Genomic DNA, 17258 nt, shown 5'->3' on the forward strand with positions numbered 1-17258 from the left:
CGAGGACCCGCAGCGACAGCGCATGGGAGACCGACTCGTGACCACCACCGGCTCCGGTTCCGCCTACGACCCCCCGGCGGACCCCGCACACGGCGCCGCCCGCGCCGCAGCCCCCGCCCCGTCGGCGGCGCGCGGCCCCGTGCCGCCGACGCGCGCGGAGCGGCGCGTCGCCCTCGTCACCGGCGCCTCCTCGGGCATCGGCGCGGCCACCGCGCGGCGCTTCGCCGCCGGGGGCTGGCACCTGCTGCTCAGCGGCCGGGACCGGCGGCGCCTCGAGGAGACGGCGTCCGGGACCTCGGCGGTCCTGCTGCCCGCCGACCTCGCCGCGCCGGACGGGGCCAGGCTGCTGGCACAGGCCGCGCTGCGGGAGGCCGGACGCGTCGACGTGCTGGTCGCCGGGGCGGGCATCGGCTGGGCGGGACCGTTCCTGACGATGCCGCACACCGACATCGACCGGGTGCTGTTCCTGGACCTCAACGCGACGCTGCACCTCGTACGGGAGGTGCTGCCCGCGATGGTGGAGGCCGGCGGCGGCCGGGTGGTGCTCGTCGGCTCGGTGGCCGGCTCGGTCGGCGTACGGGAGGAGGCGGTGTACTCCGCGGCCAAGGCCGGGCTCGCCGCGTTCGCCGAGGCGCTCCGGCAGGAACTGCGCGGTACGGGCGTGGGGGTGACGCTCGTCGTGCCCGGCCCCGTCGAGACGGGCTTCTTCGACCGCCGCGGCACGCCGTACCGGCGCTCCCACCCGCGCCCCACCTCGCCCGGCCGGGTCGCGGCCGCCGTCTGGAACGCCGTCTCCCAGGGCCGCGACGACACCTGCGTCCCCGCCTGGCTCGCCCTCCCGCCCCGGGTGCGCGCCCTCACCCCCGGCCTCTACCGCAGGCTCCTGAACCGCTTCGGCTGAGGCCCCGGCGCGGGCGGGTCACCGCCACCGCTACGCTCCGGGGGAGCGGACCGACCCGAACGGGTGCATGGGCTCCCCGTGAATGTGAGGCGGCTCTCAGATGACGTCTTTGTGCGACCCCTACAAGCCGGACGCCCTCTGAGCAGTCGGAACGGCTGCATGCAGCCGGGGTTCTGTTCAGGGGTACCAGGAAAACACCCCGGAGACTGTGAGGAGTCGACGGCTCGCATTTCCGGGTCGGCTTCGTAAGGTCACTACATGACCGTTTTGGATGAGGCGCCGGGCGAGCCGACCGACGCGCGCGGACGCGTGGCCGAACTGCACGAGATCCGTGCCCAGGTACTGGCCGGCCCGAGCGAGAAGGCGACCGCCGCGCAGCACGCCAAGGGCAAGCTGACGGCGCGGGAGCGCATCGAGCTGCTGCTGGACCCGGGGTCCTTCCGCGAGGTCGAGCAGCTGCGCCGGCACCGGGCCACCGGCTTCGGTCTCGAGCAGAAGAAGCCGTACACGGACGGTGTGATCACCGGCTGGGGCACCGTCGAGGGCCGTACGGTCTTCGTCTACGCCCATGACTTCCGGATCTTCGGCGGCGCGCTGGGCGAGGCCCACGCCACCAAGATCCACAAGATCATGGACATGGCCATCGCGGCCGGGGCGCCGCTGGTGTCGCTGAACGACGGCGCCGGCGCCCGCATCCAGGAGGGCGTCTCGGCCCTCGCCGGGTACGGCGGCATCTTCCAGCGCAACACCAAGGCGTCCGGCGTCATCCCGCAGATCAGCGTGATGCTCGGCCCCTGCGCGGGCGGCGCGGCCTACAGCCCCGCCCTCACCGACTTCGTGTTCATGGTCCGCGACACCTCGCAGATGTTCATCACGGGCCCGGACGTCGTCAAGGCGGTCACCGGCGAGGAGATCACCCAGAACGGCCTGGGCGGCGCGGACGTGCACGCCGAGACCTCCGGTGTCTGCCACTTCGCCTACGACGACGAGGAGACGTGCATCCACGAGGTGCGCTACCTCCTCTCCCTCCTCCCGCAGAACAACCGGGAGAACCCGCCGCGCGTGGAGTGCTCCGACGACGCGGACCGCCGCGGCGACGTCCTCCTCGACCTGGTCCCCGCCGACGGCAACCGGCCGTACGACATGGCCAAGGTCATCGAGGAGATCGTCGACGACGGCGAGTACCTGGAGGTCCACGAGCGCTGGGCGCGCAACATCATCTGCGCCCTGGCCCGGATGGACGGCCAGGTCGTCGGCATCGTCGCCAACCAGCCCCAGACGCTGGCCGGCGTGCTGGACATCGAGGCGTCCGAGAAGGCCGCCCGCTTCGTCCAGATGTGCGACGCCTTCAACATCCCGATCCTCACCTTCCTGGACGTCCCCGGCTTCCTCCCGGGCGTCGACCAGGAACACGGCGGCATCATCCGCCACGGCGCCAAGCTGCTCTACGCCTACTGCAACGCCACCGTGCCGCGGATCTCGCTGATCCTGCGCAAGGCGTACGGCGGTGCGTACATCGTCATGGACAGCCAGTCCATCGGCGCCGACCTCACCTACGCCTGGCCGACGAACGAGATCGCCGTGATGGGCGCGGAGGGCGCGGCCAACGTCATCTTCCGGCGTCAGATCGCCGAGGCCGAGGACCCCGAGGCCATGCGGGCGCGCATGGTCAAGGAGTACAAGTCCGAGCTGATGCACCCGTACTACGCCGCCGAGCGCGGACTGGTCGACGACGTCATCGACCCGGCCGAGACGCGCGAGGTGCTGATCCGTTCGCTGGCGATGCTGCGGACCAAGCACGCCGACCTGCCGTCCCGTAAGCACGGCAACCCGCCGCAGTGACCCGGCGGACATCTCTCCCAGGGAGACCGATAGCCATGAGCACACCTGACATCCGTGTCGAGAAGGGCCAGGCCGGACCGGAGGAGGTCGCCGCGATCACGGCGATCCTGCTGGCGCGGGCGGCCGCACAGCCGGCTGCCGCGGCCCCAGGGCACGGGGGGAGCGCGCGGGCCGGCTGGCGCCGCCTGGAACGCGAGAACGGCTTCCGCGCCCCCCACAGCTGGCGCTGACCCCAAGAAGGGCCCCTCCCTGGCGGAGGGGCCCTTCTCCACATCCCGCCCCGCCCCCTGGCAACAGGGCGGCGGCCATCCCCCTCAGGGGCGCGGGGAACTGCGCAACAAGCCACGAACTACCCGCACCCGGCATCCATCAGCGGCCACCCCCCTAGGGGCGCGGGGAACTGCGCGACCAGCCACGGACTGCCCGCACCCGGCAAAATGCGACAGCCCCCGGCGACCCAGTGGTCGCAAGGGGCTGTCGCTCCGCTCGGCGCCGGCGAGAGCCGCCCGCGCCGGCGAGATGCCGCCCGCGCCGGCGGAAGCCGTCAGCGCAGGCGCGCCATCAACGCGTGCTCCACGAGAGTGATCAGCGCCGACTTCGCGTCCGCACGGTGACGCGCGTCCGTGGTGATGATCGGGGTGTCGGGCCCGATCTGCAGCGCCTCCCGGACCTCGTCCGGCTGGTACGGCTGCTGGCCGTCGAAGCCGTTGAGCGCGATCACGAACGGGAGACCCGAGTTCTCGAAGTAGTCGACCGCCGGGAAGCAGTCGGCGAGACGCCGGGTGTCGACCAGCACGATCGCGCCGATGGCGCCGCGCACCAGGTCGTCCCACATGAACCAGAAGCGGTCCTGGCCGGGCGTACCGAACAGGTACAGGATCAGGTCCTGGTCCAGGGTGATACGGCCGAAGTCCATGGCGACCGTCGTGGTCGTCTTGTCCCCGGTGTGGGTGAGGTCGTCGATGCCCGCCGAAGCAGACGTCATGACGGCTTCCGTGCGCAGCGGGTTGATCTCCGAAACGGCCCCGACGAACGTGGTTTTGCCCACGCCGAAGCCACCCGCCACCACGATCTTCGCCGAGGTGGTGGAGCGGGAAGGACCGCCGCTAGAGCTTGCGAAGTCCACTGAGCACCCTTTCGAGCAGTGTCACGTCTGGCTGGCCGCCGGCGCTCTCGTCGCCGCCGGGCTGATGGATGGCGACCAGTCCCGCCTCCGCCAAGTCGGCGACGAGGATCCTGGCCACGCCGAGAGGAATGGTCAGCAGGGCCGAGATCTCGGCCACCGACTTGATCTCCCGGCAGAGGGTGCAGATCCGCTGATGCTCGGGCAGCTGGCCCTGCATCTGGTGCGGCTGCGCGGTGGTGTGCACCAGCGCCTCGATGGCGAGCTGGTACCGCGGCCTGGTGCGACCGCCCGTCATCGCGTACGGGCGCACCAGGGGATTGTTCGACGCCCCGGCGGGCGTCGGCTCGGGTGCCCGGCGCTGCGGCTGCACCGGCTGGATGCGCGGGGCGTGCGGCTGGTCGTACGGCGAAGGGCCGGGGCCCTGCGGCACGTACGGCTGCCGGTGACTCGGGGCGGAGGGGTAGCCGTACCCGCTCTGGGCGCCGTCGTTCTGGCCCTGTACGGGACCGTACGACCAGTCGCCCGACGATGAACCGCCTGGGGGTGTTGCCACTTTCTCCTCCTCCGGCTGTGCCTGGCACCCATCACTGTGGAGCCGCGTCCCGAAACCTTACGACCCCGGGACGCCAAAACGCACCGTCTGTCCTTTAGTTGAGAAGGCTCCCCTGGAGCTCCGCCCGGAGGTCCGGGGTGAGGACCGTACCGGCGCGGTCCACCAGAAGGGCCATCTCGTACCCAATGAGGCCGATGTCCGCCTCGGGATGTGCGAGAACCGCGAGCGACGAACCGTCGGAAATGGACATGATGAAGAGGAATCCCCGCTCCATCTCCACAACCGTCTGGTTCACGCTGCCGCCCTCGAAGATCCGGGAGGCGCCTGCCGTCAGTGACGTCAGGCCGGAGGCGACGGCCGCGAGCTGGTCGGCGCGGTCGCGGGGAAAGCCTTCGGACATAGCCAGAAGGAGTCCGTCGGCGGAGACCACCACCGTGTGGGACACCCCCGGGGTGTTGTCCACGAAGTTGGTGATCAACCAGTTCAGGTTCTGTGCCGCCTGGCTCATCGGGCTCACACTAACGCTCCTGGTCGTAGGTGCTGTCAGGACCGAAGCCCTGGCCGTTCGTTTCACTGCCCGCGCCACGGCCTCGTTGGACACCGCGTCGCAGGTTGCTCAGCCTGCCCCGGACGTCTTCCGGGGCGCGGGAGACCTGGGGGCCTCCCTGAGGGGTGGTTTCGGCGGCTCCCTGGACCAGGTTGGCCTTGGGGACCCGTCGCGGCAGACCGGAGGAGGTCACTCCGCCCGCCTTGGGCTTCCGGAGCGCCGATGCCTGCTGCCAGCGCTCGTCGTTCGCCGAACGCCAGCCGCTGCCGCCGTCGCTCTCCGGAGTGGAGGCCGACGGCTCCTGCTGCACGTGCTGCGGTCCGCCCGGGCCGTTCGCGCCGCCCGCGGTGGATCCGCGGCGGGGAAGCCCGGCGTCGGTCAGCGCGTGGACGTCGGAGACAGCCGGTTCCGGACGGTCGAAGCCTACGCTGTCCTGCTCGCGAGCGTCAGCGGCCTGCGTATTTTCCGATTCCGGGGCCTGAGCAGAGTACTGGTCCGAGTGGTCGTTCCGGTAACCGTCCTGCTGCGGCCAGTCGTCCGCCTGGCGTCGGCCGGCGAAGGACGAGAAGGGGTCGGCGGCACCCGCCGCCGCACCGCCGTCCTGGGCCTGCTGCCCGTAGGAGGGTGCCGGGTAGCCGCCGTCGGCCGGGAAGGCGTCGTTCTGCGGTACCTGGCCGTCCGGCGCGTAGAACCCCTCGCCGTACGCCTGCTGCTGCGGCTCCTCGTACGCCGTCCGCTGCCCGTTGTCGTACGCCTGCTGGTCGTACCCGGCCGCCTGCTGGTCGTACCCGGCGCTCTGCTGCTCCTGGTAGCCGCCGTCGAAGCCCTGGCCGTTGCCGTCGTAACCCTGGCCGTTGCCGTAGCCCTGCGGGGCGGCGAACTCGTCCGGGTACGCGGGCGCCTCGGGGGCCTCCTGGGCGTTCGTGGAGGCCGGCTCCGGCTGCTGCGGATGCGCCTGGGAATCCAGGGCCGCCCGGCGCTCCTCGCGCATCAGGGAACGGCCGACCGGGTCCAGGTCGCGGATGTCGTCCGGGACCTCCGCGTAGCGGCTGTCGTCGAAGCCCAGCTCCGCGGCGGTGCGCAGCGGCTGCCGGTTGAAGTCCTCGCCCTGGAAGGCCTGCTCCGGGATGATCTGCGAGACCGTGAACTCGTCGCGCTCCAGCGGCTGTTCGCCACCGCCACCGTGGGTGATCGCGTCCGGCAGCATGACCAGCGAGGTGGTGCCGGCCTGCTCGCCCGAGGGGCGCAACTGGACCCGGATGCCGTGCCGGTCGGACAGCCGGCCGACCACGAACAGGCCCATGCGCTGGGAGATCGCGGCGTCGACGGTGGGCGGGTTGGCCAGCTTGTGGTTGATGTCCGCGAAGTCCTCGGCGGTGAGGCCGATGCCCTTGTCGTGGATCTCGACCATCACGCGGCCGTCGGGGAGACGGGTCGCGGTGACGCGGACCTTGGTCTGCGGGGAGGAGAACGTGGTGGCGTTCTCCAGGAGCTCGGCGAGCAGGTGCACGAGGTCGGTCACCGCGCGGCCGTGGATCTCGGCCTCGGGAACGCCGGACAGCTCGATGCGCTCGTACTGCTCCACCTCGGAGGAGGCGGCCCGCAACACGTCGACCAGCGGAACCGGCTGGTCCCAGCGGCGGCCGGGCTCCTCGCCCGCGAGGACCAGGAGGTTCTCGCCGTTGCGGCGCATACGGGTGGCCAGGTGGTCCAGGCGGAAGAGGCTCTCCAGCTGGTCCGGGTCGGCCTCGTTGTTCTCCAGGTCGGTGATCAGGGTCAGCTGGCCCTCGATCAGCGACTGGTTGCGGCGCGACAGGTTGGTGAAGATCGCGTTGATGTTGCCCCGCAGCAGCGCCTGCTCGGCGGCGAGCCGGACGGCCTCGCGGTGGACCTGGTCGAAGGCGCGGGCGACCTCGCCGATCTCGTCGGTGGTGGAGATCGGGATCGGCGCGACCTTGGTGTCGACCCGGCCGGGGTCGGTACGGGAGAGCTGGTCGACCAGCATCGGCAGCCGCTGCTCGGCGATGCCGAAGGCGGCGTTGCGCAGCTGGCGCATGGAGCGGCTCATCTGGCGGGCCACCATGCCGGCCAGGATGAACGCGGCGAGCAGGGCGATGACGACGGCGGCACCGGTGATGAGGGCGTCGCGCTGGGCGTCGTCGGCGATCTGCGCGGCCTCGCTCACCGCGCTGTCGGTCAGGTCGGACTCGATCTCGCGGTAACCGTCGAACTTGAGGGTGTTCACGGCCCACCAGTTGGCGGGGGTGATGCCCTGGGCTGCGAGTGCGCCGCGCGCGGCCGCGTCCGTGGAGGGCAGCCGGCCCAGCTCGGAGATCATCGTCTCCGTCTTCGCGGGCGGCGCCACGTAGTCCGGGTCCCGCTGCTTGGCGTCCCGGGCCATCTCGGTGCCCTCGGCCTGGATCCGCTGAGCGGTCTGCTCCAGCTTCTCCGCGTCGGCCTCGGTGCCACCGCCCCGGTACTCCTCGACGGCGATGCGCTCGAGGTAGGCGTACGAGGTGAGGGCCACGCGCTGGCTGGCGAGCTGGCTGTCGGTCGGGCCGGGCTTCACCAGCAGGTGCATGCCGATGGAACGCTGCAGCGACAGGGCCGACTTGGTCAGCGAGATCGCGTAGACCGTACGTCCGTAGCTGGTGATGTTGCCGGTGCCCAGACCGAGGTCGTTGGCGAACTCCATCAGGGGGTGGGCGACGGTGACGTAGCCCTCCTCGGTCGCGACGCCCTTGAGCTTGGAGGTGTAGGCCCCGGCGCGCAGCGCGGTCAGCTGGGGCTCGGCCTCGCGGAACAGCTCCATCCGGCGCTTCAGGCCGGGCTTGTCCGGCATGTTCCGGGCGGCCTCGTCGAAGGCGTCGGCGGCCTTGTCGGTCGCGGCGCGGGCCTTGGCGACGTCCGGGTCGTCCTTGCCCTTGCCCTGCAGCAGGGGGACCGCGGTGACGTCACGCTCGTTGTAGAGGGCGTTGGCGTAGGTGAGGGAGGCCTCGACCAGACGCGCGGTGTTCTCCGCGTCCTCGGCCTCGTTCCAGGTGTCGATCGAGCCCTTCACCTGGAAGCCGCCCATGACCAGGCCGACCAGCACGGGTATGAGCAGGATCGCGTTCAGCCTGGTCGTCACGCGCCAGTTGCGAGGGGAGAGGCGTCCTCCGCTCTTGGCGGGCGCCGCCGTGGGCTCGGGACCGGGCACGGGGGCGGGCGCCGCCGCGCGCGACGGCGGCGTGAAGTTGCCCCGGGCCGACGGCTCGGGACTGTTCTTGCTTCGCCTCACTCGACCAACAACCTCTCGGCGGTCGGCACCAACGTTGTGCCGCAGTGTCTCAGAACCCGGTGTGCCATCGACTACGGAGTACGTCTTTGACCGATGGGCAGTTCAGGCATTCCAGCATGCCGACCAGCGCTCTTCAAAACACTGGAAGGCGAGGAATTCAAGTGATGTAAGCCCTAGATAAAACGGTCATAAAGAGCGAGCACCGGCAAAAGGCGGGGCGTTCGTGCGCGTAGCGGTACCGCCTGACCGCATCGCGTGTCGGCATCCGCCGATTCCTCTGCCGAAACGTTATGAACACCGGGGCCGGCCGTGTCAAAGGACACAGCCGGCTCCGGTGCGTCTACGACAGCTGTCGTATGCCGCTTCCCGCCCGGTTCTACCTGAGACGCGCCATGAGGGCGTGCTCGACCAGGGTGATCAGCGCACTCTTCGCGTCCGCGCGGTGGCGGGCGTCGGTGGTGATGATCGGGGTGTCGGGTCCGATCTGGAGCGCTTCGCGCACCTCTTCCGGCTGGTAGGGCTGCTGCCCGTCGAACCCGTTGAGGGCGACCACGAAGGGCAGTCCGCTGTTCTCGAAGTAGTCCACCGCCGGGAAGCAGTCCGCCAGCCGGCGGGTGTCCACCAGGACCACCGCGCCGATGGCGCCGCGCACCAGGTCGTCCCACATGAACCAGAAGCGGTCCTGGCCGGGCGTGCCGAACAGGTACAGGATCAGGTCCTGGTCCAGGGTGATACGGCCGAAGTCCATGGCCACCGTGGTGGTGGTCTTGTCCCCGGTGTGGGTGAGGTCGTCGATACCCGCGCTGGCGGAGGTCATCACGGCCTCGGTGCGCAACGGGTTGATCTCCGAGACGGCGCCGACGAACGTGGTCTTGCCCACGCCGAAGCCGCCCGCCACCACGATCTTCGCGGACGTGGTGGTACGGCTGTCGGAGACCGTCCCGCCGCTAGAGCTTGCGAAGTCCACTGAGCACCCTTTCGAGCAGTGTCACATCCGGGGCGCCGGTCGTCTCGTCGCCGCCCGGCTGGTGCACGGCGACGAGTCCCGCCTCCGCCAAGTCGGCCACCAGGATCCGGGCAACACCCAGTGGCATGTTGAGCAGCGCCGAGACCTCGGCGACCGACTTCACCTCACGGCACAGATGGCAGATGCGCTGGTGCTCCGGGAGGAGCCCCATGAGCGCTGCCGGGTCGGCCGTCGTACTGATCAGTGCCTCGATGGCCAGCTGATAACGCGGCCTGGTCCGGCCGCCGGTCATCGCATAGGGACGCACCAGCGGCTGGTCGCCCTCGTCCTCGTACGGTTCCGCGTACGGATCATGAGAGGCGGTGGGCGGGGTCATGGGTCCTCCGGACGGGACAGCAAGTCGGTCAGTCAAGCCGTCTGACGGGGCCGGTGGGGGGAATGTGGCGGCCGGACGGTGATTTGGTGAGACGGGTGGTGCCGGGGCCGATCAGTGGAGCAGACTTCCCTGTAGTTCGGCGCGGAGGTCCGGGGTGAGGACCGCTCCCGCACGGTCGACCAGGAGCGCCATCTCGTAGCCGACGAGGCCGATGTCGCACTCGGGGTGCGCGAGAACGGCCAGGGACGAGCCGTCCGAGACGGACATGAGGAAGAGGAATCCCCTCTCCATCTCGACGACCGTCTGGGCCACGTTGCCGCCTTCGAAGATCCGGGAGGCGCCGGCCGTCAGGGAGGTCAGTCCCGAAGCGACGGCCGCGAGCTGGTCCGCGCGGTCGCGCGGGAACCCCTCGGACATGGCCAGCAGAAGACCGTCGGCGGACACGACGACGGTGTGGGACACCCCGGGGGTGTTGTCCACGAAGTTGGTGATCAACCAGTTGAGGTTCTGTGCCGCCTGGCTCATCGGGCTCAACTAACGCTCCTGCTGGTGAGTGGGGTTCGGGAAGCTGCCGGTCTGGGTGGTGCCGGCCTGACGACCCTGTGCGATACCCCGACGGAGATTGGTCAGCCGGCCGCGCACGTCATCGGGGGCGCGCGAGACCTGAGGACCGCTCTGGTGCTGTTGCTGCTGAGCCGTGCCCGGGACGAGGTTCGCCTTGGGCACCCGGCGCGGCAGGCCGGAGGTGGTGACGCCGCCCGCGGCCGGCTGCCGGACGCGTTCGGCCTGTCGGACCAGCTCGTCGTTGGGCGAGCTGCGCCAAGCGGTGGAAGCGGACCGCTGAGGACCGGTGGGTCCCTGCGGCTGCTGGTATTGCTGCGGCTGCTGGGGTGCCGGAGCCGAGCCGTTGCCCTGCTCCTGTCCGCCGCCGTGGAACCAGTTGGTCTCCAACGTGTCGTACAGCGGCGTACGGCCGTCGCCCGGACCGGACGCGGGCGGCAGCGCCCACGCGTCGGACACCGCGCGCTCGTCGGACCGCTGCTGCGGGGCCTGCGGGCGCGGGGCGACCGGGCCGCCTCCGTGCGTGCCGTTCGGCTGCGGGTGCTCGAACTGGCCGGTGACGGCCGGGCCCCCGGCGTTCGGCCGCTCCGGGAAGGAGGGGCGACGGCCGGTGGCACCGTTGTCCTGGCTCGGCGCAGGGAACTGGCCGGTGGAGCCGTTGTCCTGACCGGGCATGGAGAACTGGCCGGTGGAGCCGTTGTCCTGGCTCGGCGCAGGGAACTGGCCGGTGGAGCCGTTGTCCTGGCCCGGCATGGAGAACTGGCCGGTGGAGCCGTTGTCGTAGCCCTGCGGGACGGGGAACTGGCCCGTCGCGGCCGGGTTCTGCCCGCCCGGACCGCCCTGCGGGGCGGCGAAGCCGTCCCTGCGGGCGTACTGGCCCGTGTTCTGGACGCCGTTCGCGCCGGAGGCGCCGTAGGCGGGCGCACCGGGGTTCTGACGCTCGTCGAACCGGGGGATCTCCGCCGTCGCGCCGGGGCCCTGCCGGTCGTCGAACCGGGGCATGGACGCGGTCCGGGCGACGTCCGGCTCCTCGTGACCGCGCGGGACGTCCAGCGAGGCGCGCGGCACCGGCGGCTGGGCGTTCTCGTCGCTCCAGCTGGGCACGCGCGGCTGCTGCTGGTCACCGCCGGGCAGCTCCGGACGCGCGCCACCGCGCGGCGGCAGCTGCGGACGACGACCGCGCTCGGGCTTTCCGTTGCCACGCTGCGGCGGCACCTGGGCGCGACCGCCGCCGAAGGCGTCCTGCTCCTGCTGCTGTGCGCCCGGGCCGGTGGCCTGCATGCCCTGTGGGGCACCGGGTGCCTGGCCGCCGAAGCCGGCCGGAGCCGGACGGCCCTGCGCGGCCGGACGGCCCTGCGGAGCCGCACCGGGAGCACCCCGGTCGAACAGCGACGGCGTGGAGTTGCCCGGCTGGCCCTGCGGCCCCCGCGCTCCGTCGGGCCGGCCCGCGCCGTCCCGCCCGGGCAGCGCGGCCCGCGGACCCTGACCGGCACCGAGCAGGCCACCGCCGGACGCGCCGGCACCGAGAGCACCGCCCGCGGACTGACCGGCGCCGGCGGCACGCCGTGCGGCCGCGGCACCCGCGGCCGCCTGCGCGGCGGCGGGGCCACCGCCACCCGCGCCCGGCTGACCCGGCTTGCCCTGCGGCTTCTTGCCGCCCTGGGCGACGTCGACGGGCAGCATGACCAGCGCGGTCGTACCACCGGAGTCGGACGGACGCAGCTGGATGCGGATGCCGTGGCGCTGCGACAGACGGCCGACCACGAACAGACCCATGCGGCGGGAGACGGAGACGTCCACGGTGGGCGGCGCGGCGAGCCGCTCGTTGATCGCCGCCAGGTCCTCCGGCGACAGACCGATACCGGTGTCGTGGATCTCGATCAGCACCCGGCCGTCGGGCAGCGCGTGACCGGTGACCTTGACCTTGGTCTGCGGCGAGGAGAACGAGGTCGCGTTCTCCAGCAGCTCGGCGAGCAGGTGCACGAGGTCGTTGACCACGCGGCCGGCCACTTCGGTGCTCGGCACGGAGGCCAGCTCGATGCGCTCGTACTGCTCCACCTCGGAGGCGGCGGCACGGAGCACGTCGACCAGCGGGACCGGACGGGTCCACCGGCGGCCGGGCTCCTCACCCGCGAGGACGAGGAGGTTCTCGCCGTTACGGCGCATACGGGTGGCGAGGTGGTCCAGCTTGAACAGCGAGGACAGCTGGTCCGGGTCGGCCTCGCGGGACTCCAGTTCGGAGATCAGCGACAGCTGGCGCTGGATCAGACCCTGGGAGCGGCGCGAGAGGTTGGTGAACATCGCGTTGACGTTGCCCCGCAGCAGGGCCTGCTCGGCGGCGAGGCGGACCGCCTCGCGGTGCACGTCGTCGAAGGCCGCGGCCACCTTGCCGATCTCGTCCCGGGAGTGCACACCGACCGACTCCACGGACGTGTCGACGTCCTGCGGGTCGGACTCGGAGAGCTGCTTGACCAGGTCGGGCAGGCGTTCCTGGGCGACCTTGGTGGCGGTGTCCTCCAGCCGGCGCAGCGAGCGGATCATGGAGCGGGCCACGACGAAGGCGCCGACCAGCGACACACCGAGCACGAGCAGGATCAGCACACCGGAGACGATCGCGTCGCGCTCGGTGGCGCTGCGCAGCTCACGGGCCTTCTGCTCCATGTCCTCGAGCAGGTGGAGCTCGATGTTCTTCATCTGCTGGAGCTTGATGGAGCTGTCGTCCAGCCAGTCGCGGTAGGACCGCTGGCCGACCGACGAGAGGCCGAACTGCGAGGCCAGGGCACGCCCGGCGTACTCGTCGGTGGCCTTGATCGTGGCGTTGCCCTCCTCGATCGGCAGCAGCAGATCGGTGGCGGCGACGTCGCCGTAGATGCTCTTGAAGCTGCGGATCTCGGACTTCTGGCTGGCCAGCGCCGACTCTGCGTAGAGCCGGTCGTTGTCGAAGAGCCGGCCCTTGGTGGTGTTGGTGGCGGGCAGGGCCGCGGCGAGGACCGCTCGCTGGATCGACGCGTACTCCTTGGCGGAGGAGAAGGACGCCAGGGCGCGGGTGCGCTGGATCATGTCGGGGTTGCTGGTCGCCTCCGCCATGTCCTGCGAGAGCTCGATCAGCTTCTCGATCAGACGGTGGTAGCCCTCGACCGTCTGCGTGGAGTTGTCCTTCGACTGGAACGCCGTGTTGCGGATCTTCTCGAGCTCGCCCAGCTCACCGGCGAGCTGCACCAGGTTGTCGCGGACGCCCTTGAGGTCGCCGTCCTTGCTGGCGTCGTCGATCTCCTCGGAGCTGTCGATGAAGAGGTTGCGCGCCCGGTCGGTCTTCTCGCGGTAGCCCTTGACCGCGAAGTCGGTGGCCTTGCCGCCGTGGGCCAGCGGGCCGGCCGACTGGTCGCGCTCCTCCTGGAGCGCGGCGGCCAGTTCGGTGGCCTGCTTGGTCATGTCCGTCAGCAGCTTCATGTTGTCGAGCTGCTGGATGTCGTCCATCGACTGGTTGATGCGCAGCCCGCCCAGCGAGGTGGCCGCGACCACCGGGAGGGCGAGCAGCGACACCAGGCGGGTCGAGATCCGCCAGTTCCGCAGGGCTATTCGCGGTCCCGGGCCGGTCGGCCCCTTCGGCGCGGCCGGCGCCGTGCCCGGTGCTCCGGACGGCGCGGCGGTGCCTTCGCCGCCGTTCCCGGGCGTGGTCGAGCCCTGGTTCTGGGCGTGCTGGGGCGAGGAGCTGACGGCCTTGGGGCCAGTCCCGCCGTGCGGCTCCGGCTCCGCCGAAGCGCTGCCATCCCTCTTGAAACGTCCCTGCACTAGCGTCGCAACCTCTGAACCAGGCACCCCTCCGCGTGAACGGCGAGGCACGGTGTCGGCGTCATAGGGGCGCCCTGAATACGCCCCCGTGGTGGTCGTGAGTGACCGGCGCTGGTTCCCCCTTCTCGCCCGCCACTCGGCGCGTCTGTGCGCCCCCTGTGCGCCGGCTCGATCCTGCGGCGGTTCCGTGGAATTCCAGCACAGTGCAGGACCTCCAACAAGGCCCATGGGCTTACCCGTGAGATACGTGACACCACGTGAGTGGCGAGTCACCGCGGGTGGAAAGCGACCTCCTCAATAAGGGACATATGGTCACGAGTCGGCGGGGCGGTCCGGGTGTCCCAGTCGCCATGATCGGGAGCGGAATGATGGCTTCAATGGGTGAATGTCCGATTCCGTCTCGGCGGGACCCGAGTCGGAATGCGAGATTTGTCCGGCAGCTCGTGAGCAAACTCACACCCCGGTCAGGGTCTCCGGCCACGGTCGGCGGGGAATCGCATGTTTAGCCTGACGCTTTACAGGGATGGCAAAACCGACAACCCGCGCCCTCGCGGGGTCTCCGACCCCCTCCGGGCGCCCGTGAACAGGACAGGGTCAAGTAAACAGTGAAGACGACGACGATGTTCCACAAGATCGCCAACCCGCGGCGCACCACGCTGGCCCACCTGAAGGGTGCCGACGAACTGCAGAAGCCGGCCCAGCAGGAGCACACCGTCGACCTCCCGGCCCAGACTGCCAACCCCAAGCGCACCATCCTCATGGAGATCCCGGTCGCGGCCGACGCCGCACAGTGACACCGGTCCATACGGACACCGGCCGCGAAACACTCAAGGCCCACCGGACGAGGGGCGCCCCACGGCGACGGGGGCGCCCCTCGTCGTTGCGCGGGGCGAGGACCCCCGCGCGTTAGCCTGGAGCGTCAGACGTCAGCCGATCGGTCAAGGGGACAAGCATCCCGTGCGCATCGCCAGATTCTCCATCGACGGGAACGTCGCCTTCGGCGCGGTCGAGGGCGAGAAGCAGGACGAACTCGTCCTGGACATCATCAAGGGCATCCCGTTCGCAGACTTCGAGCTCTCCGGCACCAAGGTCCCGGTGAGCAAGGTCAGGCTGCTGCCCCCGGTGCTCCCCAACAAGGTGGTGGCCTTCGGCCGCAACTACGCCGAACACGCCAGGGAACTCGGCAACGAGGTCCCCGACGCCCCGTTCGCCTTCTTCAAGCCCTCCACCTCCGTCATCGGCCCCGGCGACGACATCCAGTACCCCTCCTTCTCCCAGGACGTGCACCACGAGGCCGAGCTGGCCGTGGTCATCGGCCGGATGTGCCGCGAGGTCCCGCGCGAGCGCGTCAAGGACGTGATCTTCGGCTACACCTGCGCCAACGACATCACCGCGCGCGACGTCCAGAAGCGCGAGAAGCAGTGGGCCCGCGCCAAGGGCTTCGACACCTCCTGCCCGCTCGGCCCCTGGGTGGAGACGGACCTCGACATCGCCGCCGCCGGCGACCTGACCATCCAGCTCACGGTCAACGGAGCCCAGCGCCAGCTCGGCCGCACCAGCGAGATGATCCACTCCATCGAGGACCTGATCGTCAACATCTCCGAGGCCATGACGCTGCTCCCCGGCGACGTCGTCCTCACGGGCACCCCGGCCGGGGTCGGCCCCCTCAACGTCGGCGACGAGGTCGCCGTCACCATCGAAGGCATCGGCACTCTCACCAACAAGGTTGTCAAGCGTGGCTAGCGCACCCGTCCGCGTACGTTTCTGCCCGTCGCCCACCGGTAACCCCCATGTGGGCCTGGTCCGCACCGCCCTGTTCAACTGGGCGTTCGCCAAGCACCACGGCGGCACCCTGGTCTTCCGCATCGAGGACACCGACGCGGCCCGCGACTCCGAGGAGTCCTACAACCAGCTCCTGGACTCCATGCGCTGGCTCGGCTTCGACTGGGACGAGGGCCCCGAGGTCGGCGGCCCCCACGCGCCGTACCGCCAGTCGCAGCGCATGGACCTCTACAAGGACGTCGCGGCGAAGCTCCTGGAAGCCGGCCACGCCTACCACTGCTACTGCTCCCAGGAGGAGCTGGACAGCCGCCGCGAGGCCGCCCGCGCCGCCGGAAAGCCCTCCGGCTACGACGGCCACTGCCGCGAGCTGACCGACGCCCAGGTCGAGGAGTACAAGGCCCAGGGCCGCGAGCCGATCGTCCGCTTCCGGATGCCCGACGAGACGATCACCTTCACCGACCTGGTCCGCGGCGAACTGACCTTCACCCCGGAGAACGTTCCGGACTACGGCATCGTCCGCGCCAACGGCGCCCCGCTCTACACGCTGGTCAACCCGGTCGACGACGCCCTGATGGAGATCACCCACGTCCTGCGCGGCGAGGACCTGCTCTCCTCCACCCCCCGCCAGATCGCCCTCTACAAGGCGCTCACCGAACTGGGCATCGCCAAGCGGACCCCCGCCTTCGGCCACCTGCCGTACGTGATGGGCGAGGGCAACAAGAAGCTCTCCAAGCGCGACCCGCAGTCCTCCCTCAACCTCTACCGCGAGCGCGGCTTCCTCCCCGAGGGCCTGCTCAACTACCTCTCCCTGCTCGGCTGGTCGCTCTCCGCCGACCAGGACGTCTTCTCGATCGACGAGATGATCGCGGCCTTCGACATCGCGGACGTGCAGCCCAACCCGGCCCGCTTCGACCTGAAGAAGTGCGAGGCGATCAACGGCGACCACATCCGCATGCTCGACGTGAAGGACTTCACCGAGCGCTGCGCCCCCTGGCTCAAGGCTCCCTTCGCCCCCTGGGCCCCGGAGGCCTTCGACGAGGCCAAGTGGCAGGCGATCGCCCCGCACGCGCAGACCCGCCTGAAGGTGCTGTCGGAGATCACGGACAACGTCGACTTCCTGTTCCTGCCGGAGCCGGTCTTCGACGAGGTGTCCTGGACCAAGGCGATGAAGGAGGGCTCCGACGCCCTGCTCCGCACGGCCCGCGAGAAGCTGGACGCCGCCGACTGGACGTCCCCGGACTCCCTCAAGGAGGCCGTCCTGGCCGCCGGTGAGGCCCACGGCCTCAAGCTCGGCAAGGCCCAGGCCCCGGTCCGCGTCGCCGTCACCGGCCGCACGGTCGGCCTGCCCCTCTTCGAGTCCCTGGAGATCCTGGGCAAGGAGAAGACCCTGTCGCGGATCGACGCGGCGCTGACCAAGCTCACCGCGTAACCCGCAGACCGGTCAGGGGTGGCGCCCGGAAGTGTCCGGGCGCCACCCCTTCACGCTGCCGGGCAGCGCCGAGGCCGGTTCTCACCTGTCGGCGGCTGCTGC

At 70.7% G+C, this 17258-nt stretch carries 14 protein-coding genes; 6 read left to right on the plus strand and 8 right to left on the minus strand.

The window, feature by feature from the left end; all coding sequences use genetic code 11:
* The first annotated feature begins 37 nt into the window (after positions 1–37).
* The 3 genes from ACH5AO_RS29760 (at position 38) to ACH5AO_RS29770 (ending at position 2973) form a co-directional block, all read left to right on the plus strand.
* Positions 38–901 carry an SDR family NAD(P)-dependent oxidoreductase gene (locus tag ACH5AO_RS29760; RefSeq protein WP_398930170.1) on the plus strand — a complete coding sequence of 288 codons (864 nt, stop codon included), beginning with the start codon at positions 38–40 and terminating at the stop codon, positions 899–901.
* A 258-nt stretch (positions 902–1159) separates the two neighbouring features.
* The gene (locus ACH5AO_RS29765; RefSeq protein ID WP_398930009.1) at positions 1160–2743 is read left to right on the plus strand and encodes an acyl-CoA carboxylase subunit beta; all 1584 of its coding nucleotides are present in this window, start codon (positions 1160–1162) and stop codon (positions 2741–2743) included.
* Between the two features lie 35 nt (positions 2744–2778).
* Entirely contained in the window at positions 2779–2973 is a 195-nt protein-coding gene (locus ACH5AO_RS29770; protein WP_398930011.1) for an acyl-CoA carboxylase subunit epsilon, read from the plus strand.
* 314 nt (positions 2974–3287) lie between these two features.
* Here the strand turns inward: ACH5AO_RS29770 and ACH5AO_RS29775 are convergent, their stop codons facing one another.
* The 8 genes from ACH5AO_RS29775 to ACH5AO_RS29810 form a co-directional block, all read right to left on the minus strand.
* The gene (locus ACH5AO_RS29775) at positions 3288–3869 is read right to left on the minus strand and encodes an ATP/GTP-binding protein (RefSeq protein WP_030216560.1); all 582 of its coding nucleotides are present in this window, start codon (positions 3867–3869) and stop codon (positions 3288–3290) included.
* The gene (locus ACH5AO_RS29780) at positions 3850–4422 is read right to left on the minus strand and encodes a DUF742 domain-containing protein (protein WP_398930013.1); all 573 of its coding nucleotides are present in this window, start codon (positions 4420–4422) and stop codon (positions 3850–3852) included. The genes ACH5AO_RS29775 and ACH5AO_RS29780 overlap by 20 nt, the downstream gene beginning before the upstream one ends.
* 94 nt (positions 4423–4516) lie before the next feature.
* The gene (locus ACH5AO_RS29785; RefSeq protein ID WP_004983065.1) at positions 4517–4930 is read right to left on the minus strand and encodes a roadblock/LC7 domain-containing protein; all 414 of its coding nucleotides are present in this window, start codon (positions 4928–4930) and stop codon (positions 4517–4519) included.
* Between the two features lie 10 nt (positions 4931–4940).
* On the minus strand, positions 4941–8249 hold the full coding sequence (locus ACH5AO_RS29790; RefSeq protein WP_398930015.1) for a nitrate- and nitrite sensing domain-containing protein: 3309 nt from the start codon (positions 8247–8249) through the stop codon (positions 4941–4943).
* A gap of 376 nt (positions 8250–8625) precedes the next feature.
* Positions 8626–9216 carry an ATP/GTP-binding protein gene (locus ACH5AO_RS29795; RefSeq protein WP_217130596.1) on the minus strand — a complete coding sequence of 197 codons (591 nt, stop codon included), beginning with the start codon at positions 9214–9216 and terminating at the stop codon, positions 8626–8628.
* Positions 9197–9592 (minus strand): DUF742 domain-containing protein, encoded by a 396-nt coding sequence (locus ACH5AO_RS29800; protein ID WP_004924977.1) that lies wholly within the window; start codon positions 9590–9592, stop codon positions 9197–9199. The genes ACH5AO_RS29795 and ACH5AO_RS29800 overlap by 20 nt, the downstream gene beginning before the upstream one ends.
* A 111-nt stretch (positions 9593–9703) precedes the next feature.
* Positions 9704–10117 carry a roadblock/LC7 domain-containing protein gene (locus ACH5AO_RS29805; RefSeq protein ID WP_003973453.1) on the minus strand — a complete coding sequence of 138 codons (414 nt, stop codon included), beginning with the start codon at positions 10115–10117 and terminating at the stop codon, positions 9704–9706.
* A gap of 9 nt (positions 10118–10126) precedes the next feature.
* Positions 10127–13945, minus strand: a complete 3819-nt coding sequence (locus ACH5AO_RS29810) for a nitrate- and nitrite sensing domain-containing protein (RefSeq protein ID WP_398930017.1) — start codon at positions 13943–13945, stop codon at positions 10127–10129.
* A 605-nt stretch (positions 13946–14550) separates the two neighbouring features.
* On the opposite strand from ACH5AO_RS29810, the gene ACH5AO_RS29815 reads away from it, so the two are divergent.
* From ACH5AO_RS29815 to gltX, 3 genes are all read left to right on the plus strand, one after another.
* On the plus strand, positions 14551–14739 hold the full coding sequence (locus ACH5AO_RS29815; RefSeq protein WP_398930019.1) for a hypothetical protein: 189 nt from the start codon (positions 14551–14553) through the stop codon (positions 14737–14739).
* A gap of 163 nt (positions 14740–14902) precedes the next feature.
* A complete protein-coding gene (locus ACH5AO_RS29820; RefSeq protein WP_398930021.1) occupies positions 14903–15688 on the plus strand; it encodes a fumarylacetoacetate hydrolase family protein in 786 nt (261 codons plus the stop codon).
* Positions 15672–17156 (plus strand): glutamate--tRNA ligase, encoded by a 1485-nt coding sequence (gltX, locus tag ACH5AO_RS29825; protein WP_398930023.1) that lies wholly within the window; start codon positions 15672–15674, stop codon positions 17154–17156. The genes ACH5AO_RS29820 and gltX overlap by 17 nt, the downstream gene beginning before the upstream one ends.
* Positions 17157–17258 lie beyond the last annotated feature (102 nt).

The organism is Streptomyces sp. NPDC018964, from assembly GCF_044390325.1.
Taxonomy (GTDB): Bacteria; Actinomycetota; Actinomycetes; order Streptomycetales; family Streptomycetaceae; genus Streptomyces.